The organism is uncultured Ruegeria sp. (assembly GCF_947489545.1).
Lineage (GTDB): Bacteria > Pseudomonadota > Alphaproteobacteria > Rhodobacterales > Rhodobacteraceae > Ruegeria.
In genome coordinates, this window is record NZ_CANLDZ010000003.1 from 74,631 (window position 1) to 97,891 (window position 23,261).

The window sequence follows — 23,261 nt, forward strand, 5'->3', positions numbered from 1 at the left end:
TAGGGGAAACGATGCAGTTACCGATTTTTGTTGCAGGACTTTTTCTGTCTGTTCTTGTGTCAGCAGTGATTGGATATGCGGCTGGATTCAGCTCGGCTCAGCTGGTTCTGTTTGTCGTCGCGGTCACTGTGTTGCTGCAACTGGTCTACGTCCTTGTTGTTGCGCTGTTGGCGGTTGACAGAAAGCGCAAAACCCAAGCGGCAGATGATCGCGCACCAACCGTGCCGTCCGCGCAAGTGTCCCCAAAGTCGGATGCGTAATTCCGGTCACGGTTTCTTAGGGCATCCTGACGAAAAACGGCTCAATTCCGTAGCATCTCAGGCGATTGCACGCTGAAGTGATGTCACTGGCTTAGTTTCACTTGGATGAAGGTACCTTGTGCTTTACGCCGCTTGGGGACAGCCCATCGAAGTCACGTAAGCTTAGCCAGGTCTGATGTCTGCCAGCGTCACCGTCATTATCGCCGCATTTAATGCTCAGGATACGGTATCCCGTGCGATCCGTTCGGCTTTGGCCCAGCCGGAAACGGCTGAGGTTATTGTTGTCGACGATGCGTCGCGGGACGCCACATGTGGCGTCGTTGCAGACGAAGCCAAGCGCGACCCGCGTGTTCACCTTATCCAACAAGAGACCAACCACGGGCCCGCCGCTGCGCGCAATAGAGCGCTAGATGTTGCAACTTCAGACTATGTGGCTGTGCTGGATTCTGATGATGTATTTCTGCCCCGGCGGCTTGCGCACCTGTCGTCTGTCAAGAACTGCGAAATGGTCGCGGACAATATCGCATTCGTGACACCGGAAAACTTGTCGGAGGCGACAGAACAGGATTGGTCAGTTATCGACCCGAAATTTGCACCGCTTGTCGCAGCAGAGTTTGTACGGGGCAACCTTCGCAATCACGGGATGTCACGCGGTGAGTTAGGGTTTCTGAAACCCGTTCTTTCCCGAGATTTTTTAGAACAGAACAAATTGCGGTATGATCCTTCTTTGCGGCTTGGCGAAGATTACGATCTTTACGTGCGGATGCTGCTGGCCGGAGCGCGGATGCAATTGACACGCCGACCGGGATACGCGGCGGTTGTGCGTTCGAATTCTCTAAGCGCACGTCATGGCGCGTCCGAATTGGCGCAGCTGCATATCGCGCTTCAAGCGCATCTGGACAGCAGGCCGCAATCTTCGGATCTGACTCGCGCCATGCAGCAACATCTGCGGGACATTCGGCGGAAACGGGATCACCGGATCTCTCTTGATCTGCGGCGCGAGCAAGGGGTGTGGGCCGCGGTACGCTATCTGATCAGCGCGCGCGATCGCGCTTGGCCTGTAGCACTGCAGATCCTGCGCGATAAGCTGAATCTTAGTAAAACGGCGGCGGATGCAGCACCCGAGAAGGGATCACGACTGCTGCTATCGGTCGAATAGTCGGCGTGCAGATCAGTCTAGGTGACGTCCAAAACCACATGCCGAGGAACTTTGGCCGTGCCTACATCTTTCTTGCTAAGCGCAAGGCGCGTGGAGCGCCAGTTTGGTAGGTAACCCAAACCATCCAGCCCTGCGGGGCCGTCAGCAATAACATCGACGGGTCCAGTACTGGCCAGTTTTGCGAGTTTGCTAGCCATGATGCGGCGTGCCACCCAGTCTGATGGATTGACCGGGACGCGTACTACAGTTGGAGGTGCGTCGATCAGATCAATCTGATCCGGAGAGGCCAGCACAATGGTTTTGGGGCTTCCGGTCGATCGGTTGTGCCTGACAAATCCAGCAGGGCGCCAACGGTCGATAAGGCTGTTTGTCAGATCAAGCAACAGCGCCGGGCGACGCCCAAGCCGTCGAATAATATGCCACACCTTTGCAGATTTAGTATCGCTCACAAGGCTCTGATACATCATTGCTCTTTCAAGCCGCGCCCTGCGCTGGTTGAGCAAGGCAACAAGCTCAGCGTCTTTAGGAGCCATATTGGCGGCCAGTTTGGCTATTTTTGTGTGCGCATGTAAAAGGCGCTGCAAGGATGACACCGAAAGGCGATGGGACACTGAGCCCGAATGGCGCCGGTAAAGATAGGTCGGGTCCGGCAGTATAACGAAATTTGCACCCGCGATCAGCAGTCGGAAATACAGGTCGAAATCTTCGCCCAAACGAAGATCTTCATCGTATCTAAGGGAACGCAGTTTTCCCCTACGGATCAATGGCTTCAGATATCCAAATGAAGTAAAACCAGCGATAGCCGAGTCACTGCGGACTAAGTCAGCCACCGCAACAGGCTGCGGCTGTTCGATGTGGCTGGCCTCTAGTAAGGTTTTACCCGCCGTACGTGCGGATCCGAAACATAGCAAATCATCTGCTATTGCATCCGCCCCCATGTCTTGGGCTGCAGCCAGCATGCGCTCGATCCGCTGCGGGTGGATCAGATCGTCGGCATCGACAATCGCTATCCAATGCCCTTTGGCTGCTTCCAGCCCGGCGTTTCTCGCCCCCGCGGGGCCTCGATTTGTGTCTAAGGCGATTGATCTGAGGCGGGGGTCTGATGAGGCAAGTCGCTGGATGATCTCCAGACTGCTGTCTTCTGATGCGTCATCAACCACAATCAGTTCCAGCTCTGAATGAGATTGATTCAGAACCGAGATTATCGCTTTTTCAAGGTGGGCGGACCCATTGAAGTTTGACATCACGACAGATACCAGGGAGCCGGGCCTGGTTTGCGCTGAGTGCGGTGCCGACGTTGCGATGTTTGCCATGATCCTATCGCTCACCTACAAGCCCGTCTGTGATTGAGTTGGGCACGTTTACCGACTGGGGCAAGGCTTTTGCATGTTGTTACGATGTCTCGTCAGAACGCATCGCGGCTGGTAAAGTCTGGGCAAGAATAGCGATGTCTGTAACAGTGCTGACCTTGGTCACATAGGCGCGATCATAGGCCACCCGGCGCTTGTAGGATGTGGTGTTCCGACCATTTACTTGCCACAGACCAGTAATGCCTGGGCGTGCGCGCAGGTAGTAGCGGCTGGATGGCCCGTAGCGGCGCAACTCCTCGCTCAGAACGGGGCGGGGGCCAACAAGGCTCATGTCCCCGCGCAGGACGTTGTAAAGCTGCGGCAATTCATCAAGGCTGAGTTTTCGCAGGACATGCCCCACTGGCGTGACGCGTGGGTCATCGCGCAGTTTCTGGTTTTTGTCCCACTCAGTGCGGGCAATTGGATCGCTTTGAAGATGCCTTTGCAGAAGGTCATCACCATCCACCGCCATAGTTCTGAACTTGAGACAGGAAAAGGGCTGGCTTCGGTACCCAACCCGGCGGTGCCGATACAGAACTGGCCCCGGGGACGTTATACAAACCAAAAGTGCTAACCCCACCATGAGCGGTGACAGTATTACAAGCATGGTAACGGCGATCGCGATGTCGAGCGTTCGTTTTGTCCATCCACCCGCGGGCTCTTCCTGCGGGGCCTGATGAGTCCATACAACATGACGCGGTCGCGACACGGGCGACATAATGCCTTCGGCGGATGCCATTTCTGTCTCGATCGGTTTCATCCCACTTCATCCCTATGTCTTAAGAACCGGCACCTTGTATAAGCACCGCTGCCACCTAAAGTTGCAAAGACAATCGCCGTAAAACACCAACCGGTGCCGGCGAAAGTGATCCGTGTACAATTTACGCCACTCGTTACTGTATTCTGACACACTGTGGTTAGATGGATATGACAAATGCTGCGATTGCAAACGCCGGTGGCGATTCAAGCAAAGCACCGCCTATGGTTGCTTGGACTTTCGCCGGATTTCCGCACAACCACACATTTTCATCGCTTAACTTTTGACGGATGATGCCACACATGCCCGAATCGAAGGCAATAGATAAACGCCTCCCCAACAATCTCCGTTACGCAATTCAAAGACTGACTCGCTGACTGAAGATTCACGTTAAACACGAAACGGTGCTGCCGACCAATGGCGATAGGATCATTTGAAAACCAACCTAGCCCGTTGACCCCAACGGTTGGTGATTTAGACACGGCCCTGTTTGGCTCTAGCATACGCAGGGCGCAGGTTGCCTGGGCGGTCGCAACGCACTTTAAGTGCGCGCGACCCCAAAACGCGGCCGGTTTCAATTCCAAATTGTCGAATTCGAGGTGATCCCGACATGCGTATACTGTTTGGAAGTGCTCATCCCTACTTACCGCAAATGTATGGCGGCGCTCAGGCCAGTACACATGAGTTGGTACAGCGCCTTAGCGCGCGCGGTCACACTGTTGGGGTGTTGAGTGGTCTGACAGGAGAGGGGTGGTTAGGTCTGCGCAGCAGGCTGTTGTTGAAATTAGCAAGGCGCGGCTATGTCAGCGATGAAAGTCTTGGGTATCTCGTGTTTCGGGCCTGGTTTGCACAGGATGTCGTGCATCGTGTTGTGACCGATTTCGAAGCTGATGTTGCGATTTTTCAATCGCGGCTCCCAGTGCCATTGGCACAGTCAATTGACCGAAATGCAACGCGTACCTTCATCTATCTGCGCAACGTCGAAACCGAGGATCTGGGAGGGTCGCTGGAGCAAGTGCCCAACACGGGCTTCATTGCCAATTCGCATTTTACGGCGCAACGGTTTGCAGAGACACAAGGTATATCCGCCGATGTCATTCATCCAATGATCGAAGCCGAGAAGTACCGAGTTAGCTCGACCGGTGAGAACGTGACCTTTATAAACCCGCATCCGAACAAGGGTGTCGATATCGCGCTGAAAGTGGCCGAGGCTTGCCCCGAAATCCCCTTTGTCTTTGTGCGGGGTTGGGGCCTGAGCCCCGAGCAGGAAGCCGATCTTCAGAACAACCTGTCGAGGCTTTCGAATGTCACCTTGCGCGCCTCGACCGATGATATGCGGTCTGTTTACAAAAATGCCCGTATCGTTCTTGCACCCAGCCAATGGGAAGAAGCGTTTGGTCGCATAGCGGCCGAGGCGCAGGTTAGTGGCATCCCGGTTGTGGCATCGAAAATTGGCGGGTTGCCTGAAGCCGTTGGTCCTGGTGGTATTTTGTTGGAACCGGACGCACCAGTTGGAGATTGGTTAGCGGCAGTGCGCGGCCTGTGGTGTGACGAACAGATCTATTCCAAACTGTCCAAACTTGCCCTTGAATACTCCAAACGTCCCGAGATGAACCCCGAACGTCAAATTGACAGGCTGGTTGAAGTATTGGACCGCCCCGGTTTCGTAAGACCGCCCCCTCAAGACGGAGGCGGGTCAAGCTTTGGTTCGGCTGAGGCGGGCACAGCGGTCTAGTTCGACTGTGGATTTTCAGATTCTTCAGTTGTCAGTCGACGCACCGGGATCGCATCATTGGCAGTCGGAGAGGACAGGATAACCTCTAAGACATCTCCGCCCTGAATCTGATCGTTGCGCTCGACCAAAAACGTAGAGGGCCCCTCGGTGCTGGCTCGGGTGATCTTCATACTCAACGATGCGAGCATCGAAAGCTCGACCAGACCGTTACCCGTGCGCTCGGCTTCGGCAAAAAGCGCCGCTTCGGTCTCCATTTTCACGCGAAGTTCGGAGGTGGCCGCACGCTGCTCTTGAATACCCTGGACCCTTTCCCGGTCACGCTGGTTGGTCAAGTCCAACCGGTCGCGGCGCGTTTCGCTGAGCCGTTGCTCAGCGCTCAGTTGGGCCGTTTCAACTTCGAGCAACCGCACTTGCTGATCCGTCACCGCGCGCTGCAGATTGCTTTCCCGCGTAACCGTAGACAGACCGCGCTCGACAAGGCTGGAGGCGTTATCCAGTTCTTCACTCAGTAAACTCAGCTGTCTTTGCCGCACTTCGATTTGTTGTTGAAGCCGTGTGATCCGCTCCAGAAGCAAGGCTTCCAATTCTTCGATTTGTGCAAGGTTGGATGCGAAGGCGGATTGTTCGGACGCCATGATCTTGCGCTCTTGCTCGATCAGTTCGGCACCCAACGGGGACGACGTTAGCTCTTGTGGCGCTACGAACTCTGTTCCGGCTTCCTCGGCTTCCAATCGCGCGAGCCTCGCCAGACGGCGCATAAGCTCAAGCTCCATCACCCGGTAGTTGCCGATGGCGCTCAACGCGTTGCGTTCGCCCCGCACTAATGCTGACGACGCATCGTCTATACCGCCCGAAAGGCTGAGAGCCTGAAGCACCGTCATACCTGGTACATGCGAATACGCGCCCGGGGATTTGACGTCGCCGAGTATGTAAATCGGTGCATATTCGGCAATTGTTACGATGACCTGTAAGTCGCTGCGCAAACCCATACGGTCCTGAATGCGCCCGGCCAAGTCAGCGCCAAGTTCATCAGGTGTCATTCCGGCGGCCTGCACGCTGCCGACAAGAGGCAACGCGACCGCGCCAGATGCACTAATCAGGTAGGTTCCGGCCACTGCGTCCCAAGGCAAGAATACTTCGTCGACCGGATCCCACTTGCCGATGCGGATTTCCAGCGTTTGTTGCGGTCCAAGAGTTTCAGCGCTTATCGCCCCGGTATCAGATGTTGATTGGGCGGCTGCGTTGCCTGACAATAGAACGACAACGGCAAGGGAAACAGAAAAGCTGCTTCTGATGCGATGCAGAGTTTGAGGTAGAACGTCTCTAAGCATTGATCGTGACCTCCTCATAGCTGCCGGGGCTAATGTATCGCCGTGCCTTTGTCAGGTTTGCGTCTTCTAGAATTGTTGTCGCCAAAGCATCGCTGAACTTGGGATGATCAAGCAGCGCGTCCGAGACAAAGCTTGGCAGGATTTTGCCCCATGGGATGCGCAGGACGGTCATGTCGTATGCCCAGGCGTGGGGATCAGATTGCTCCGCATGGCTCAGCGGGTTCAACGCCACCAACACATAACTGAACTGTGCGCGCAGATCGCTTGTGAGAATGTCTTGTGCGGTGTCATCAGAACCGCTTGCCGCATTTTCGCGCATGTGGTCCATGATGCTTTGCATGCTGGCGGTTTCCACACCATTTGGTGTGGCCGCAGGCAACAAGCCCTGTGATACGCCTTCGTAAACAACCAAAACTTTGTGGTTGCCCGCGCGAGACAGTCGATTGGCCAGTTCCAACGGCAAGTCCTGTGTTTTCTGTAGATCAGGCGTCAAAGGAGCCATACCGATCAGCAAGCCAGAGCCTGACTGACTGTTGGCTTCGCAAACCTGCGCCAGCCTCTCAACTGTACGGGCATGTGCGTTAGCCGCCGCAGCGTCTCCCAGTGTCTTTGGGTCCGGCAGCATACCAAGGCAGGTCACTCCGGCCCCTTGCCTCAGTTCAGAGACGGTCCGAGCAGGTTTTGGGCTCAGCTCCCGCGCAGCACCCGCCAATGCGCCCAACAATCCGCCCAGTAAGGCTCCGGTGAACAACATCGCCTTTTTCCGAGGGCTGGATGGATCCTTGGGCAATTCCGCAGGAGAGATGATTTTGATCGATGCAATTGGGAAATTCTGCTGCTGCATCGTGACTTCCAGCCGGGCAAGATAGTCGCGATAGACCTGTGCATAGGTTTCCGAGATAGCTTCTAGTTGCTGCAACCTGCCGCGAAGGGCCACGTTCACATCGGATGTGCCCGTCAACGCAGCAAGATCCGACCGCAGCGATTGCTCGCGACCCAAAGCCATATTGTGAGCCACACGGGCGGTTTGTGTCGCCTGTTCCAGCTCTACCTTCAGGGTATCGGCCAGAATTTGAATGCGGGTATTCAGTTGTTGCGCCTGAGGGTGATCCTCTCCGAATTGGTCGACAATCTGACGATAGCTTTGACTGGCATCCAGATACTCCCGCCGAACTGTTTCACTTGCGCCGTCAACAAGGCCTTCGACAAATGGAACCGCAATGAAATCGGCGTCATTCGCTGCGCGCTCCGACAAGGAGACCAGGCTTTCCAGATATGCTTCCGCCTCGGCCGCAGCGGCGGATGCGTTGACAAGTTCACTGGCCAGCTCCGACTGCTGCTGTTCCGTCAGAAGATCACCGCGCACTTGCACCAGATCGTTTTCCGTGCGGAATGCCTGCAGGGCCGAGGCCGCATCAATCGCCTTCTGTTCCAAAACCTCAAGGCGTTCGCGCAGCCAAGCTTCGGCCTTGGCCGCAACTTCGTTTGTCGTCACTAGCTGAAAGCCTTCATAAGCTAGGCCATAACCACGCGCGATTGAGGCCGCACGCGCGGGATCAAAATCTGAGAACCCGATTTCGATCACAAGGCTCCGGCCAGACCGTGAGACAGACAAGTGGTCGCGTAATATCCGAACGGCGCGGTCGCGGTCTGTCACCTCAAAGTTGAAATTAGGAATAGGGGTATCTTCTGTATTGGTGTTCCCCTCGCTGTCCCCTTCGTTCTCCGGGTTTGCAGGAGGGTCCGGCGTCAAGAGGCGCGCCAAAGGACGGGTCACCGACGAGATCAACCGGTTGGCTTTCTCTGTTAGTCCAAGCGGCGGAGACAGGAAATCGGCGTCCTGATCAAGCTGCAACAGATCGACGACCTGAAAGGCAAGCGCGCGGGATTTGATGATTTCAATTTCGCTCTGCACAGCGGTGTCCGAACGGACAGCATTTGGCAGCGGAGAAACCTCATTGAGCAATTCGCCGCGCTCTTCATCCAGCAAAATGGTTTCGACAGCTGTATAGCGAGGTACAGATCCAAGGATCATGAGCACAGCGATTGTGATGCCGACAAAGGCACATGCCAACGCTAAAGGGATTTGGCGTCTTACGGCCCTCATCATGGCGCCCATATCAACGCGCGGCTCGTCCCGGTATCCGGCAAGCAGATGCGCATTGTCTTTGGTCCAGGTAATGCGCCTTTCTTTCACAGGTTCATTCATATCCGGAACTCCGTGATGGCGTGAGGCAAATGGATGCCGATAGGGCATTGATGTGACCGGCCATCATTCGAAGACACCCGTTGCAGTGCCTAACGACGGACGCTGTGCTGACCGCGTTGGCCTGGAAAGAAATGCCGCGTGCCGCACGTTTCGGTTGTGATCAAACAAACGCAACAGAATGAAGGCGACCAGAAAAGATCCGACTGTATGTGGTGTCACAAAATCAACCTCGGCCACCGACCGAACCAGGAACAAGATGGCGAGGCCTGAGAAAAACATCAGCGATCCGACATTGCCCCGGCCGAACACAGCGCTGAGCGGCATGACGACCAACAGCACACAGATTGTTGCTACAAACCCAAGCCCGACCAAACCGGTTCCCACATATGTTTCAATCAGCGCGTTGTGGAAATGAAATCCGGACCGCGCGGTAATATAAAAAGTATCCCACAGCGCCTCGGCCTCGGGGCGTCCGGGAACCCAGAACGCGTTGTATCCCAGCCCCAGTACTCGTTGATTCGCGCCGATTTCGAACGCTTGGTTCCAAAGATAGGTGCGGCCCGTCAGGGTCGTGTCCTTACCAAATGCCGCAAGAACAGCATCGAATGCGCCCAGATGCTGCGCGGCCAATACCAGTGCGGCAATACCGGCCAGCGCCAAAACGACCGTGGCCCGTCTCAGCCAAGGGGCGAGAAGCATCACGAGCCCGATGAAAAGCATGGAAGAAAAGGCCACCAGAGCCGACAACAAAGAGGTCGCGGAATCCGACATCCAAAGCATGCCGAATCCAGTTGCCGCCGTGACCGCGATCATCGGCAACAGCATTCGAGGCGCTCTGAAGACCCCAACAAGAGACAAAGAGAAGATGATCGCAAGGGTCGCAAAGTATCCCAACTGGTTCTTCGAGGAAAACGCGCCGTTAAATGCAAAATCACCGTCAATGTAGTCGTAGGAATACCCCCAGTTCACAGCGGAGTAGAGCAGGACAAGCAGACATCCGATTGTCCCCCCCAGCGCCAGGTTGCCCGGTGACGTTATCCTCGCGGCGACCAAACCGGCGAAGAAGGTGATCCCGTATTGAATGGATGCGCGCAGCGTGGCGGACGGCACATCGCTCCATAAAGTGGAAAGAAGAAAGAAAAACGGCAATAGCAAAAGCAGAACAACCGCGCCAGGACGCCCCAACAAAACGCGCGGTGCGAGCGCAAAGGGAAGAAGCCAGACTCCATAAAAGGCGAGGATTGAAAGAGGTCCGAAATTTACCGAATAGGCGAAAACGATCATCGACAGCGCAACAGCGGGCACAACATATGCCGTGTTTTGTGCGGGATCGATGATCGAAGCCAGCTTCACGTTCATTCGAATAAAGCCCTTCGGTTGTCCTTTTCGAGGGGTCCGACGATCAGACATACAAGCGCACCGCATGTCGTGTCTGCGATACGACAGTCTTTCGCGGGGCGAGACTTTGGGCACCAAAAGGCGCTGTCTTGCCTCCCAGAATGCCGCATGTGGCCCCTCGAAAACAAGTGATACGGACCCAAGCTAAGGTGCTCATACGGGAAACGATCAAGATTTGCGCAAGCGCAATGACCCAGTTTGGCTTGGTTTTCCGGTTCTGAACCTACACAAGCGGCCCCATATTTGGTGGCATTTAACGGATGACGCGCGCTTTTCCAGCGCGCCTCCGACTGCCTGTATTGTGCACGATTGGTGATCAAGGCACATCGATCCCGTCTTCGCAAAGCACAGATTGTTCAAACGCGCACCTTTCGCCCAGTTTGGTGTACGCCGCCCAGTCGACTTCCAGAACCTGCGGCGCGGAATTCGCTGAAAATTCGCCCATCCAGCTGACCAGTGTATCGGTCGACCATATGCTGATGTACATTTTTTGAGGCTCGTTCGGCAACGCGTCACCGCTTAGATCTCGCTGCAGTTTACCGTCAATGTACCAGCGTATCCGGCCAGGTTCCCAAATGAAGGAATAAGTTCGAAATACCTCGTCGTCTGGCATGGATTGCAGTTTGGCATTGTCACTATCGCCTTTGAAATGGAAGTTTGTCTGGAGCGTTGGCTCGTTTCGGGCAATGAACTCAAAATCGATTTCGTTATGTGGCCGATCCTGCGGGGCCCCTATGAACGCGAACATATTGGCGTTCATACCGCGCGCGTAGGGAACCTTCATCCGCGCCTCAAACGTGCCGTATCCCAGCCGGTCCTGTGTTTGTATCTCGCCGCAACTGAAATCGCGATCCTGTTTGGAATGACCCGTCAGGGACAACAAAAGCTTGCCGTCCTCAACTTCAACCCGGTTCCTATGCCACAGGCAGCTTTGGTGATCTCCGTTTGCCCAACCGTTGGAGACAAACCATCGGTTCTGAGACAGGGTGTCAAATGGCTCGAAAAACGAGCCTCCATTCTGCGACAGGGCACCGCTGGGAAACGCAACAGATGCCATCAGGGTTAATGCAGAAAACCACCGATTTGCGCGGCACTTCATCATGAATGGTCCTTTTCCTATCGAGGAAATGAGTCTTCGCCGGTAAGGCTAGTTCCTTGCGGGAAAACAGACCAACAGCATTCAACCGATACGCGACGATCCGCCGAGAATGCCTTTGCTTGCCATGGTGTGAACGCCGTCAGGTCGAAGCTAGGGGAAGCCTATTGTCGCAGTGTCAAAAAAGGGGGAGGCCAGTGCTTATCGCTGTTCGCAGACCAAATGGTCGCTTTTTAGCGTCCCAAAATCGGCACCTTACTCGTCAGGTCTTCGATTCAATTTGCTCGATCAAGCGACTGTCGGCTCACGATTTCGGTTGGCAGTTCGAGGGAATGCCCTGCCGACCCTGTCTCGATCATTTCGATCAACGCCTGTGCCGCCTTTCGGCCCATTTCGCGGTGCGGAACATGCACGGTGGTCAATGGCGGATTGATGATCCGGGCAAGTTCGATATCGTCGAACCCGGTTACAGAGACGTCATCTGGCACCCGAATTCCCATTTCCTGCGCTTGCCGGACCGCGCCGACTGCCAAGACGTCATTGCCGCACAGGACGGCCGTGGGTCGTTCTGTTTGGGACATAAGGTTGGCAAATGCCTCGGCGCCGTTTTCGATTTCATACGATGTCTCTATGATCGGCAGGCTATCGGGCGGCAGATTATTCATTTCCATGGCATCCTTTATGCCTTCGATTCTAAGCCGGGCCCGATCATTTCCCTGTCTGATGCCTGAAATTGCCGCCAGCCGGGTATGCCCAAGCTTTATCACTTTGGCCGCCAAAGCTTTCATTGCCTGTCTGTTGTTGAATCCGATCGAAGGCGTGTCCTTCTCCGGGATGAATGACCACGCCACAACGGTGGGCATTTTGCGCTGTTCAAGGAAATCGAAAATACGCGGGGCACGATCGTGGCCGATCAACAAAAGCCCATCAGCACCGCGTGCCACAAGGGTGCGAATTTGTTCTTCTTCGTCTTCGGGCCGGTAGGCCGAACTCGAGACAAGCAGAGTGTAACCTTGCCGGTGAATTTCCTCCTGAAAGGCTTGTAAACCTCTGGCGAAAATCGCGTTTTCCATGGTTGGGATGATAGCGCCTATTGTGAAGGAACGCTTCGCAGCCATCACGCGCGCGGCAAAATTCGGTGTATACCCTAAGGTGGACACGGCAGACATCACACGTTCGCGCGTTGCAGTGACTACGCGCTCGGGGTCGTTGAGACACCTCGACACCGTCGCCGTCGAAACGCCGGCCTTTCTGGCCACATCGTCCAAGGTCGGAGCCGACCGAAGTTTTGACATTACCGAACTCACAATTCGCTTTCACTTAAGTCTAGCTGTTTCATGGGGTATATGAAAGCAGCAATGTAAGCGCTTGCAATTAGAATGTAAGCGCTTACAAATAGGGTAGAGCCGATTCTACTGGGAGATCAGAACGTGTTCCTTGCTGCATCCATAATCGTATTTGTCATTTATTTTGCGAATGTGGCTTTGGGTGCGTTTGCAAGCAGCGCGTTTCTTGGAGACGTAGGGGAAATGTTGGTTCTGTTCGCGGCCTCGATCTTGTTCGTTGTCGCAATTCTGAAAAAGGAGGCGGATCGCAAAGCCGCAGAAGGCGGTTCAGACGAGCGCTGAATTTTCCTAAGGGAGGGCAATACATGAACAATGACAGAAAAGAACTTGCGTCCACAGAGCGCCGCAATTTCCTGAAACTCAGTGCCGGCGGGGCATTCACCGCAGCGCTTGTCGCTGGGGCTGGAGGCGTTTTGTGGTCATCAGAAGCCGCAGCGCAAACCGCCAAGGAAGAGAGTGAGAGAGAGAAGGCCGCTGATCACGTCATGACCATTGCGACGGCCTACGTGCTAGGTGCATCGCGCAGTTATCCTATCATGCAACTGGATCTGAAAGAAAACATCCAGAACGCAACGAATGGCAAGGTCTACGTCAAGCTGGCCCCAGGTGGTCAGTTGGGTGCGGGCGGATCGCTGGTGCAAAAAGTGCAGGGTGGCACAATTCAGGCAGCGCAGCATTCGCTGTCGAACTTTGCCCCTTTTGCGTCGACGGTCGACCTGATCAACATGCCGTACCTGTGTGGATCGAACCAGCGGTTCACCAACCTGGTTCATTCAGACACCTGGAAAAACGAAGTTCACCCTAAGGTCGAAGCAGCCGGGTTCAAGGCGTTGTTCTACGTGGTGATCGACCCTCGTGTTGTCGCGGTTCGTCAGGGCGGCAACGCTATCATCACCCCCTCAGACATGAGCGGCGTGAAATTCCGTGTGCCGGGTTCCAAGATGTTGCAGCAGTATTACCGGATGGCTGGTGCAAATCCGACGCCGGTCGCCTGGGGCGAGACGCCTTCTGCGATCAAGCAGGGTGTTGCTGACGCGCTCGATCCGTCGGTGGGTGCGCTCTATGTGTTCGGCTTCAAGGACATACTTAGCCACGTGACCTTCACTCAGGCGGTGCCTGACAGTCAGGTTTATTCCTGTAACCTTGAGTGGTTCAACTCGATGCCTGCTGATGTTCAGGAAGGCATCATGTGGGGCGCGGAAATGACCAGCCACCAGAACCTGTCCAAAGTTCCATCGGCGCGGGCTTATGCCATGGCCGAATTGAACAAGGCTGGGGTCGAATTCCACTCACTCAGCAGCGATCAGCTGGCCGAATGGCAGGATGCCGGTGGGTACCAGAATTCTGAATGGGACCCGTTCAAAATGGAACTGGCTGGGTCGATGGACAACTTTGAGAAACTGGTCGAAGCGGCCGGAACTCAGGGCAAGTACTACGTCCACGACGCCTAACGCCTCACTGGCGGACGCCTTAGTAAGGCGTCCGCATTTTCCACAGTTAGCCAGGCCGCAAAGGCCCGTAAACAGAAGGTTTCGGCCTGGCTGCTCTATCACCGAGGGATAAGATGACCATTCTTCAAAACGTAGATCGCAATGCCGAACGCTGGCTGCTGCTGGTGTTTTACGTGATGCTCGTCATCACGATGGCCATCGAGGTCCTGAGACGAGAGATATTTGCGTTTTCGTCGATCTGGGGTGAGGAAATAGTCCGCTATTCCTTTATTTACCTTGCGTGGATCGGTGCGGCAGCAGCCGTCAAAGAACGCGCCCACATCCGTATTGACGTGATCATGCACTACCTCGGACCTCGCCCCAAAGCGCTGTTATACATCTTCGGTGATCTGGTGATGTTCATAGTGGCCGTCATCGCGCTTTATTGGTCCTACGAAGCTGTACATGTCTCGGCCAAGTTCGGATCGGTGACGGATGGTCTGCGTGTGTCCAAGGTCTGGTTCCTGATGGCAGTGCCCACCGGTTTTGCGCTGATGATCTGGCGACTGATCCAATCCTTCCTACGCGACTTGAAATCCCTTCGTGACGGCACCCCCGTTTTCGAAGGCGACAAGCTGTTTGACTGAGGAGAAACAGAATGCTCTGGGGTTCCCTCAATCAATCCGTCGAACTGGGCTGGGATTTTTACCTGCCTGTCATTCTCTTTGTTGGTCTGATCGCGATGGCAGTTCCGGTTTGGGCTGCAATTGGTACTGCCGCGATCGTCATGCTGGTCATGTCGGGCGATCTGCCACTAAGCCTGGTTGGCGAAAGCCTGTTTACCGGCATCGACGCCTTTGCCCTAACAGCCGTCCCGCTGTTCATCCTGACCGGCGACGTGCTGGTCCGAACGGGCTTATCGCGAAAATTCCTTGATGTGGCCGAGGCGCTGACTTGCTTCACCAAGGGTGGCTTTGGCTCTGCGACTGTTCTGGTTTGCGGCATGTTCGCGGCGATTTCTGGCTCGGACGCTGCTGGTGCTGCAGCTGTGGGTCGCATGACCATAAATCGGCTGGTCGAAAGCGGCTATCCGCGCCCGTATGCCTGTGCTTTGGTGGCGGCGGGGGCCTGTACCGGCATTCTTATTCCGCCATCCATCGCCTACATCATCATTGGTCTGGTTTTGGGTATATCCGCTTCGACATTGTTCCTGGCGGCCCTCATTCCCGGCTTGGCCATTCTAATATCGATCCTGATCACCAACCTGATCGTGAACCGCATTTACCTGTACGAAGGCGGTGGTGTGATGACCTTTGGTGAGTGGTTGGTCAATCTGGGCAAAGCGCTCAAATCCGGCTGGTATGCCTTTATCGTTCCTGGCATCATCTTCTATGGCATCTTTTCGGGTCGCCTGACCCCGACCGAGGCGGGTGCAACCGCTGTGGTCGTGACGATTATCATGGGTTTCATCCTGCGCACGCTGACACTGGCCGACTTCCCCTCGATGTTGGTCAGCTCGGCCAAGGTGAACGGTGTGATCCTGCCGATTATTGCCTTCTCAGCCCCCTTGGCCGAGGCGCTGGCGATTATGGGCGTGCCCCAAGGGTTCGTCGCTTCGATCACGGCGCTGACGGATGATCCCTATGTCTTGATCCTGCTGATGATCGGTATCCTGATTGCCGCTGGCTGTGTGATGGAGACGACGCCAAACATCGTGATCCTTGCACCGATCCTGAAGCCTTTGGCGGACAATATCGGTATGAACGAAATTCAGTTCTGCATCATGATGATTACTGCTTTGGGTGTTGGGTTTATCACGCCTCCGCTGGGATTGAACCTTTTCGTGGTGTCCGGAATCACCGGCGAATCCATCTTGAAGATCGCCGCCCGTGCCGTACCCTTTGTTTTGACCATGCTGTTCGTTGTCCTATTGATCGCGTATGTTCCCGCGGTTTCGACAACGTTGCTTCCTGAAATCTATCAATAGGACTTGCTGAATATGCCGCGTGACTACCTTAAGAAGGCAACTCTTACCCCGCAAACCCATGCTTCCGAGGTGCATGAGACGGTCAAGACCATCCTGGCTGAAATCGAAGCAGGGGGGGATGCCAAAGCCCTTGAATATGCGGTGAAGTTCGACAAATTCGACGGCAATGTTCTGATGACCGCCGAAGAAATCGAAGCCGCCTGCGCGTTGGTTCCGGAAAAGCTGAAAGCTGATATCCGCTTTGCCCACGACAATGTGCGCCGGTTTGCAGAGACGCAGAAAGCCACGGTGTCCGATGTTGAAATGGAAATCGTTCCGGGCTTTGTGGCTGGCCAAAAAGCCATCCCGGTCGACGCTGCAGGGTGCTATGTTCCCGGTGGTCGCTATAGCCACATCGCAAGTGCGATCATGACGGTGACAACGGCCAAGGTGGCCGGATGTCGCCACATCACGGCTTGTTCTCCGCCACGTCCCGGTGAAGGCGTCGCGCCTGCGATTGTCTATGCCGCGCATATTTGCGGCGCTGACAGCATTCTGGCTATGGGCGGCGTACAGGGTGTTGCCGCGATGACCTATGGTCTCTTTGGTCTGCCGCGCGCAAATATCCTTGTCGGACCGGGCAACCAATTCGTGGCCGAGGCCAAGCGCATCCTCTATGGCACGGTCGGGATCGACATGATTGCGGGTCCGACCGACAGTTTGATCCTCGCGGATTCCTCGTCAGATGCGCACGTGGTGGCCACGGATCTGGTTAGTCAGGCCGAACATGGATACAACTCGCCAGTCTGGCTGGTGACGGATGATCGGGGATTGGCTGAAAAAGTCATGTCCTTGGTTCCGACCCTGATCGACGATTTGCCCGAACTGAACCGCGAAAACGCCTTTGCGGCGTGGCGCGACTATGCCGAGGTCATTGTCTGTTCGGATCGCGAAGAAATGGCGGCGTGTTCGGATGAGTACGCGCCCGAACACCTGACGGTTCAGGCCGAGGATCTGGATTGGTGGCTTGGGCGACTTACCTGCTATGGATCGCTGTTTCTGGGTGAGGAAACCACCGTTTCTTACGGCGACAAGGCCACAGGCACCAACCATGTACTGCCGACATCAGGTGCGGCCAGCTACACAGGTGGACTGAGCGTTCACAAATACATGAAAATCGTCACCTGGCAGCGCGCAACGCGCGAAGGATCGAAATCTATTGCTGTGGCGACGGCGCGCATCTCGCGCCTTGAAGGGATGGAGGGTCACGCTAGGGCAGCTGATGTGCGTCTTGCCAAGTACTTCCCGGACGAACAGTTTGACCTGACAGCCGATGGATGACCCACGTACGTTATTTGATCTAGCGGGCCGGGTCGCTTGCGTAACTGGTGCAAGCTCGGGTTTAGGGCGGCGCGTGGCGAAGGTTTTGGCGGCGGCTGGGGCGCAAGTTGTTGGTGTGGCGCGTCGGGTTGATGCGCTTGAACAGCTGTGCGCCGAAATTGGCGGTAACGCTTCTTCCGTCACGGGAGATGTTGCTGATCGGTCAAATACGGATGCACTCGTCGCTGAGGTTTCAGCCAAATTCGGACCACCGGACATTATCGTCCACGCTGCGGGGGTGAATACCCGAGAAGCGGCAGACGATGTAACGGATGAGGGATGGGATGCCACGATGGCGCTTAACCTCAGCGCTCCGTTCTTTCTAAGCCGGGCTATGGTGCCCGCGATGAAAACCCGAGGGTGGGGGCGGATTGTCAACTTTGCTTCATTGCAGACAACGCGCGCCTTTCCCAACGGAATAGCCTATGGCGCGACAAAGGCTGGCATTGGGCAATTGACCCGGGCAATGGCCGAAGCATGGTCGCCGCATGGGATCACCGCCAACGCGATTGGGCCGGGGTTCTTTCCAACCGAGTTGACGCAGGCCGTGTTTGATGACCCCGAACGCGCCACCCGTAACGCAAAACAGACGTGCATCCAGCGAAACGGGCGCATGAAAGATATCGACGGCCCGATCTTGTTTTTGTGTTCAAAAGCTTCGGATTATGTGACGGGTCAGGTTCTAATGGTCGACGGAGGGTTCACCGCGAAATGAAAGCGCTGGTCTACAACGGTGTCGAACATTTGTCGTTTGCGGATGTCCCTGATGCTGTCCCCGGTATCGGAGAATGCCTGGTACGCGTCGAGGCATCCGGTATCTGTGGATCGGACATGCACGCCTATCTTGGGCATGATGAACGGCGACCCGCGCCGCTGATCCTGGGTCACGAAGCAGCTGGTATTGTTTCCAGTGGCCCTCGGGATGGTACGCGCGTAACGATCAATCCGTTGGTAACCTGTGGCACATGCCCTGCATGCTTATCAAAACGCGAAAACCTCTGTTCCAATCGTCAGATTATCTCGATGCCACCCAGAGAAGGCGCTTTTGCGCAGTTCGTTACGATCCCGGACAGCAATCTGATCGAGGTACCAGAAGATGTTTCGCTGGCCAAAGCCGCACTGGCCGAGCCATTGGCCGTCAGTTGGCATGCCGTGCGGTTGGCAATCGAAGCCCTGCACCCTGCCACCAATCGGCGCGCGCTGGTGATCGGCGGTGGCGCGATAGGGCTGGCCGCCGCACTGGCCCTTGGGGCAATGGATGTCGACGACGTGACCGTTGCTGAGCCTAATGCGCTGCGCCGCGACTATCTGCGCGCACTGGGTTCGTTCAATGTGGTGGAAATCCCGACCGGAGAGTTTTCGCTGGTGATTGACGCGGTGGGATATGCTGCGACCCGCGCAGTGGCTTCGGCCCACACCAAACCCGGCGGCGTCATGGCACATGTCGGTCTGGGCGAAGACACCGGCGGGTTGGACGTTAGGCGAATGACCCTGCAAGAGATTACGTTTATTGGTACCTATACCTATACGTCCCAAGACTTCCGCGACACCTCACAGGCCATCTTTGACGGTCGACTTGGGGCGCTGAATTGGACTGAAATGCGTGGGTTGTCAGAAGGTGCGCAAGCTTTTCGCGATCTGCGATTAGGTGCTGTTGCCGCACCGAAAGTAATCCTGAACCCCTGGGAGTAATCCCTGCAGAATTGGAGGCAGTCATGTACAAAAAAGTTCTTGTTCCGATGGCGCTGGACCATGGTATTTCTCAGCACACCTTGGAAGTTGCCCGTGCCCTGTCTGAAGACGGGGCCCAGATAATGGCCTTGCATGTTTACGAGATGCCACAGGGATCGGTCAGCGCCTATCTTGATAAGTCTGCCGTCGCCGAAGGTTTTGAACGCGCACGCCGGCAACTGCTGGCTAAGGTCGAGGGTCTCGAAGGTGTGAATTCGGAAATTGTGAAAGGTCACACCGCACGTACGATCATCGATTATGCAGATACCAATGGTGTTGATTGCATTGTCATCGGCTCGCACAAGCCGGGTCTCAGCGACTATTTTCTGGGCTCGACCGCGTCGCGGGTCGTCCGCCACGCAACCTGCGCCGTGCATGTGCATCGCAGGATCTGAACTCTCAATCGCGCCCCAGGCGCCCCAAACAGGACTGACTGATCGGAAATGAACATAGACAAAAAGATCACCGACGATCTGGTTGCGAATGATATCTCGTTCGTCACCACCGTACCGTGCAAACAGCTGGCTGGCGTGATCGAAGAAATCGATGCGCATGATGATATTTTTCACATCCCGTCCAACAAGGAAGACGAGGGGATGGGCCTGTGCGCCGGTGCATGGATGGGCGGTAAACGCCCGGCCATCATCATGCAAAACACTGCCATCGGCGTGACCATCAACACGCTGGCAACATTGATCCAGTACTACCGTATGCCGCTGCCCATGCTGATCTCATATCGCGGTGAACTGCGGGAACCAGTGGCCTGTCAGGTCGAGATGGCGGTGCACACTAAGGCACTGCTGGCGCAAATGAATATCCCGACCTACCACTTCCACCATAAGGCGGATGTCGAGGAGTTGGACGCGATCCTGAAATATACGTTCATGTGCAACAAACCGGTCGCAATTCTGACCGATGCCAATTTCTGGGGAGGCTACGGCGACCAATGATCCGTTCTGAAATTCTGAAGAAAATAGCCCCGATCCTACGTGATCAACTGGTTGTCTGTAATATCGGTATCCCCAGCCAGGAATTGCACGCCATCGACGATCAACCCACCAACTTTTACATGTTGGGCACCATGGGATTGGCGTCGAGCATCGGTCTGGGTCTTGCCCTGTCACAACCGAAACCGGTTATTGTCATTGACGGCGATGGCTCGATCCTGACCAACCTCGGCACGCTGCCTACCATCGCCAACAACGTGGCTGACAACTACATTCTGTTGATCATCGACAATGGCTCTTACGGTTCGACTGGCGACCAGCCGACCTATGCCGGGCAGAAAACCTCGCTGACCAAAATGGCCGAGGCTGCCGGGTGCGAGCGTGTAATCGAATGCGCCGCCGAAGATACGGGTCGCGTGCTGCAAGACGCGCTGGACGCCAAGCAGATGACCATCATCGTCAGCAAATGCGAAAGCGGTAATGCCAAGATGCCCGTCATCACTATGGACCCGGTAGTCATCCGTGACCGGTTCATGAAGGCCGTTCAGGCGTAATGGCATCAAGCGCTATCCACTGCGCAGAAGACGCTCGCCGCCTGGCGCGGCGGCGTTTGCCGTGGATGGTGTTCGATTATATCGATGGCTCAGCCGGGGCCGAAATGGGCGCGGCGCGTAATCGCGCTGCGCTGGACGCCATGACTTTACGCCCACGCATCCTGCGGGATGTCAGCAAAAGGTCACTGGTCAGCACAGTATTTGGGAAAGCCACCAAGCTTCCTTTTGGCATTGCTCCTATGGGTATGTGCAATCTCTCGGCACCAGGGGCAGATCTGATGCTGGCGCGCCTTGCCGCGCGGTATTCTGTGCCGCTGGGCGTGTCGACCGTTGCCTCAACCCCCATGGAAGAGATGATCGAAACGGCGCAGGGCAATGCGTGGTTCCAGCTGTATTTCAGCGGCGATGGCGCGGGTACATTCAAGCTTGTAGATCGTGCCAAGGCTGCCGGGTATGAGACGCTTGTACTCACGGTGGATGTCCCCGAAGTTGGACGCCGCCCGCGCGAACTACGCCACGGATTTCGAATGCCTTTCCGGTTGGGCCCAAAGCAGTTCCTGGATTTCGCGTTGCACCCCCGCTGGTCTCTGAGCACGTTGCTTCATGGTAAGCCGCAAATGGCCAATTTTCTGATGAACGGCTACGCGTTCGACCGAACCGAAAGTCGCGCTAAGGCCGATTGGGAAACATTGGCGCGGCTGCGAGATAAGTGGTCGGGAAATCTTGTAGTGAAAGGTGTTCTTGATGCCGAAGACGCGGTTGCCCTGAAAACCGCAGGCGTGGATGCAATCCAGGTCTCCAGCCACGGCTCGCGACAGCTGGATAGCGCACCGGCACCGTTTTCGGCCCTGTCTGATATCCGAAAATCCGTGGGCGATGACTTTCCAGTTTTTTACGACAGCGGTCTGCGATCTGGTGAAGATGTGCTGAAGTCAATTGCCCAGGGCGCAGATTTTGTGTTCTTTGGTCGTATTATGCAATTCGCGATAGCGGCAGAAGGCGAAGCGGGGCTTCAGCAGCTTTGGGACGTTCTTAGCGACGAGATCAGCATCGCAATGGCGCAGATCGGCGTAACATCCGTTGCTGCTGTTTGATCGAACAGCAACAAACGCTTCAAAACCAGTAAAAAACCAATCGCAGAGTGCTTCGGATACTGCGATGGTTGTCGGTGACAGATGCAGCGCGCGCGCGAAGGAGCGGCCCAGGCCATGGCAGACGAGTCAAAACATGAGGCCGTGTTTCTAAGTGGGAGCCTGATGCGCCACGTGACGCGCATGTCGCTGACCACCAGTATTGGCCTGATGGCTATCTTCGCCGTCGACTTCGTGGATATGGTCTTTATCTCGATGTTGGGGAACGACGCGCTGGCGGCGGCTGTAGGTTACGCCGGAACGCTGTTGTTCTTTACCAACGCCATCAACATTGGCCTGTCCATTTCCGCCGGGGCGCTTGTCGCGCGCGAGCTTGGGGCTGGCAGGTCAAGGCAGGCGGGTCACTATGCCTCGAGCGTCGCTATTCTGGGGCTGATTGTCGGGGTGATCACGTCGGCTCTGGTCTTGATGAACATCAGTTTCCTATTGTCCCTTCTGGGCGCTGAAGGCGAGGTGCTTAGACTGGGCACGCGGTATGTATCGATCATCTTGCCAACCATGTGGGTGATGTCGCTTGCGATGGTGTCCATGGCTGTATTGCGGGCGCATGGTGACGCGCGCCGATCTATGATGGCGACCATCTACGGTGGCGTGGTGAACGCTGTGCTGGACCCTATTTTGATCTTTGCTGTTGGACTAGGCCTGGATGGTGCCGCCATCGCGTCGGTTCTTGCGCGGATTTGTATGTTGGCGGCGGCGTTATGGCCTGCATTGCGGGTCCACCGCGGGTTCGCTCGTCCGTCCCTCAAGCAGGTCGCAACAGACCTGCGACCTGTCCGGGCGATTGCGATACCGGCCGTCCTGACCAACGTGGCCACGCCCATCGGAAACGCCATCGTGGTACGCGAGATCGCTCACTATGGCACGGATGCGGTGGCTGGAATGGCCGTCATCGGACGCCTGCTGCCCGTGGCGTTTTCCGTCATTTTTGCCCTGTCGGGCGCAATAGGGCCAATCATCGGGCAAAATTTCGGGGCCGAAAAATTCGACCGGGTCCGCGAGGCTTTCTTTGCTGGGATCAAGTTTACGGCCATCTATGTGCTTGGGATGGCCGCGATCTTGTTCCTGTTGCGCGGCCCAATCGCGGATCTGTTCGCAGCGCAGGGTGAAACCCGGATTCTGATCTATCTGTTCTGTGGCCCTTTGGCGCTTGCCGCCTTTTTCAACGGCGTCATTTTTGTCACGAATGCCAGCTTTAACAATCTTGGGTATCCAGTTTATTCCACGTGGATAAATTGGGGGCGTCACACGATTGGAACGTGGGTGTTCGCGACCATCGGATCTTACCTGGCAGGCGCGTCCGGTGTCCTTCTTGGGCAGGCTTTCGGAGGCGTCATATTCGCCGCCATAAGCTGGGTTTTGGTCGCGCGTGTCGTGTCACGATTGGAGCGGCCTACGGAAATCGATCCGTTTGCCGACCAAAAGCGAATTCTGTCTCTGTTTGGTCGTCGTGGCTGGTGAC

Annotated in this window: 22 protein-coding genes; 15 read left to right on the forward strand and 7 right to left on the reverse strand. The window is 55.8% G+C overall.

From position 1 onward, the window contains the following. Positions 1–11 precede the first annotated feature (11 nt). Positions 12–260 carry a hypothetical protein gene (locus Q1B13_RS05265; RefSeq protein WP_299078077.1) on the forward strand — a complete coding sequence of 83 codons (249 nt, stop codon included), beginning with the start codon at positions 12–14 and terminating at the stop codon, positions 258–260. 175 nt (positions 261–435) lie between these two features. Beyond that, complete coding sequence (locus tag Q1B13_RS05270; RefSeq protein ID WP_299078080.1) at positions 436–1,419, forward strand: glycosyltransferase family 2 protein; 984 nt, start codon at positions 436–438, stop codon at positions 1,417–1,419. A gap of 17 nt (positions 1,420–1,436) precedes the next feature. On the opposite strand, the gene Q1B13_RS05275 is transcribed toward Q1B13_RS05270, so the two are convergent. Together Q1B13_RS05275 and Q1B13_RS05280 are read right to left on the reverse strand one after the other, a co-directional pair. After that, positions 1,437–2,663, reverse strand: a complete 1,227-nt coding sequence (locus tag Q1B13_RS05275) for a glycosyltransferase (protein ID WP_299799724.1) — start codon at positions 2,661–2,663, stop codon at positions 1,437–1,439. Positions 2,664–2,811: 148 nt separating this feature from the next. After that, positions 2,812–3,528: a sugar transferase gene (locus Q1B13_RS05280; RefSeq protein ID WP_299078086.1), complete on the reverse strand. Its 717-nt coding sequence runs from the start codon at positions 3,526–3,528 to the stop codon at positions 2,812–2,814. A gap of 607 nt (positions 3,529–4,135) precedes the next feature. Between Q1B13_RS05280 and Q1B13_RS05285 the strand changes: the two genes are divergently transcribed. Then, positions 4,136–5,260 (forward strand): glycosyltransferase, encoded by a 1,125-nt coding sequence (locus Q1B13_RS05285; protein ID WP_299078088.1) that lies wholly within the window; start codon positions 4,136–4,138, stop codon positions 5,258–5,260. On the opposite strand, the gene Q1B13_RS05290 is transcribed toward Q1B13_RS05285, so the two are convergent. The 5 genes from Q1B13_RS05290 to Q1B13_RS05310 form a co-directional block, all read right to left on the reverse strand. Beyond that, positions 5,257–6,591, reverse strand: coding sequence for a polysaccharide biosynthesis/export family protein (locus tag Q1B13_RS05290; protein WP_299078091.1), 1,335 nt, complete (start codon positions 6,589–6,591; stop codon positions 5,257–5,259). The two genes, Q1B13_RS05285 and Q1B13_RS05290, sit on opposite strands and share 4 nt — an antisense overlap. After that, on the reverse strand, positions 6,584–8,800 hold the full coding sequence (locus Q1B13_RS05295; RefSeq protein WP_299078094.1) for a GumC family protein: 2,217 nt from the start codon (positions 8,798–8,800) through the stop codon (positions 6,584–6,586). The genes Q1B13_RS05290 and Q1B13_RS05295 overlap by 8 nt, the downstream gene beginning before the upstream one ends. Before the next feature lie 63 nt (positions 8,801–8,863). Beyond that, the gene (locus Q1B13_RS05300; RefSeq protein ID WP_299078097.1) at positions 8,864–10,159 is read right to left on the reverse strand and encodes an O-antigen ligase; all 1,296 of its coding nucleotides are present in this window, start codon (positions 10,157–10,159) and stop codon (positions 8,864–8,866) included. 355 nt (positions 10,160–10,514) lie between these two features. Then, positions 10,515–11,255 (reverse strand): family 16 glycosylhydrolase, encoded by a 741-nt coding sequence (locus Q1B13_RS05305; RefSeq protein ID WP_299078100.1) that lies wholly within the window; start codon positions 11,253–11,255, stop codon positions 10,515–10,517. A gap of 314 nt (positions 11,256–11,569) precedes the next feature. Beyond that, a complete protein-coding gene (locus Q1B13_RS05310; protein ID WP_299078103.1) occupies positions 11,570–12,589 on the reverse strand; it encodes a LacI family DNA-binding transcriptional regulator in 1,020 nt (339 codons plus the stop codon). A 135-nt stretch (positions 12,590–12,724) separates the two neighbouring features. Here Q1B13_RS05310 and Q1B13_RS05315 point away from each other — a divergent pair, with 135 nt between their 5' ends. The 12 genes from Q1B13_RS05315 to Q1B13_RS05370 all read left to right on the forward strand — a co-directional run bounded on the left by Q1B13_RS05315 (position 12,725) and on the right by Q1B13_RS05370 (position 23,260). Beyond that, positions 12,725–12,922, forward strand: a complete 198-nt coding sequence (locus tag Q1B13_RS05315) for a hypothetical protein (RefSeq protein ID WP_298932769.1) — start codon at positions 12,725–12,727, stop codon at positions 12,920–12,922. Positions 12,923–12,945: 23 nt separating this feature from the next. Continuing rightward, positions 12,946–14,091, forward strand: coding sequence for a TRAP transporter substrate-binding protein (locus Q1B13_RS05320; protein ID WP_298932767.1), 1,146 nt, complete (start codon positions 12,946–12,948; stop codon positions 14,089–14,091). A gap of 113 nt (positions 14,092–14,204) precedes the next feature. Then, positions 14,205–14,717, forward strand: coding sequence for a TRAP transporter small permease (locus Q1B13_RS05325; protein ID WP_298932765.1), 513 nt, complete (start codon positions 14,205–14,207; stop codon positions 14,715–14,717). A gap of 11 nt (positions 14,718–14,728) precedes the next feature. Then, the gene (locus tag Q1B13_RS05330) at positions 14,729–16,057 is read left to right on the forward strand and encodes a TRAP transporter large permease (protein WP_299078105.1); all 1,329 of its coding nucleotides are present in this window, start codon (positions 14,729–14,731) and stop codon (positions 16,055–16,057) included. Positions 16,058–16,069: 12 nt separating this feature from the next. Continuing rightward, positions 16,070–17,377, forward strand: a complete 1,308-nt coding sequence (hisD, locus tag Q1B13_RS05335) for a histidinol dehydrogenase (RefSeq protein ID WP_298932761.1) — start codon at positions 16,070–16,072, stop codon at positions 17,375–17,377. After that, a complete protein-coding gene (locus Q1B13_RS05340) occupies positions 17,370–18,131 on the forward strand; it encodes an SDR family oxidoreductase (protein WP_299078108.1) in 762 nt (253 codons plus the stop codon). The genes hisD and Q1B13_RS05340 overlap by 8 nt, the downstream gene beginning before the upstream one ends. Further along, the gene (locus Q1B13_RS05345; RefSeq protein ID WP_299078111.1) at positions 18,128–19,108 is read left to right on the forward strand and encodes an alcohol dehydrogenase catalytic domain-containing protein; all 981 of its coding nucleotides are present in this window, start codon (positions 18,128–18,130) and stop codon (positions 19,106–19,108) included. Before Q1B13_RS05340 ends, Q1B13_RS05345 begins: the two co-directional genes overlap by 4 nt. 23 nt (positions 19,109–19,131) lie before the next feature. Next, entirely contained in the window at positions 19,132–19,542 is a 411-nt protein-coding gene (locus tag Q1B13_RS05350; RefSeq protein WP_298932756.1) for a universal stress protein, read from the forward strand. Positions 19,543–19,590: 48 nt separating this feature from the next. Continuing rightward, a complete protein-coding gene (gene comD / locus Q1B13_RS05355; protein ID WP_298932754.1) occupies positions 19,591–20,097 on the forward strand; it encodes a sulfopyruvate decarboxylase subunit alpha in 507 nt (168 codons plus the stop codon). Beyond that, a complete protein-coding gene (gene comE, locus Q1B13_RS05360; RefSeq protein ID WP_299078114.1) occupies positions 20,094–20,648 on the forward strand; it encodes a sulfopyruvate decarboxylase subunit beta in 555 nt (184 codons plus the stop codon). Before comD ends, comE begins: the two co-directional genes overlap by 4 nt. Beyond that, positions 20,648–21,742, forward strand: coding sequence for an alpha-hydroxy acid oxidase (locus Q1B13_RS05365; protein WP_299078118.1), 1,095 nt, complete (start codon positions 20,648–20,650; stop codon positions 21,740–21,742). The genes comE and Q1B13_RS05365 overlap by 1 nt, the downstream gene beginning before the upstream one ends. Positions 21,743–21,856: 114 nt before the next feature. Continuing rightward, positions 21,857–23,260 (forward strand): MATE family efflux transporter, encoded by a 1,404-nt coding sequence (locus Q1B13_RS05370; protein WP_298932748.1) that lies wholly within the window; start codon positions 21,857–21,859, stop codon positions 23,258–23,260. The last annotated feature ends 1 nt before the right edge of the window (position 23,261 follow it).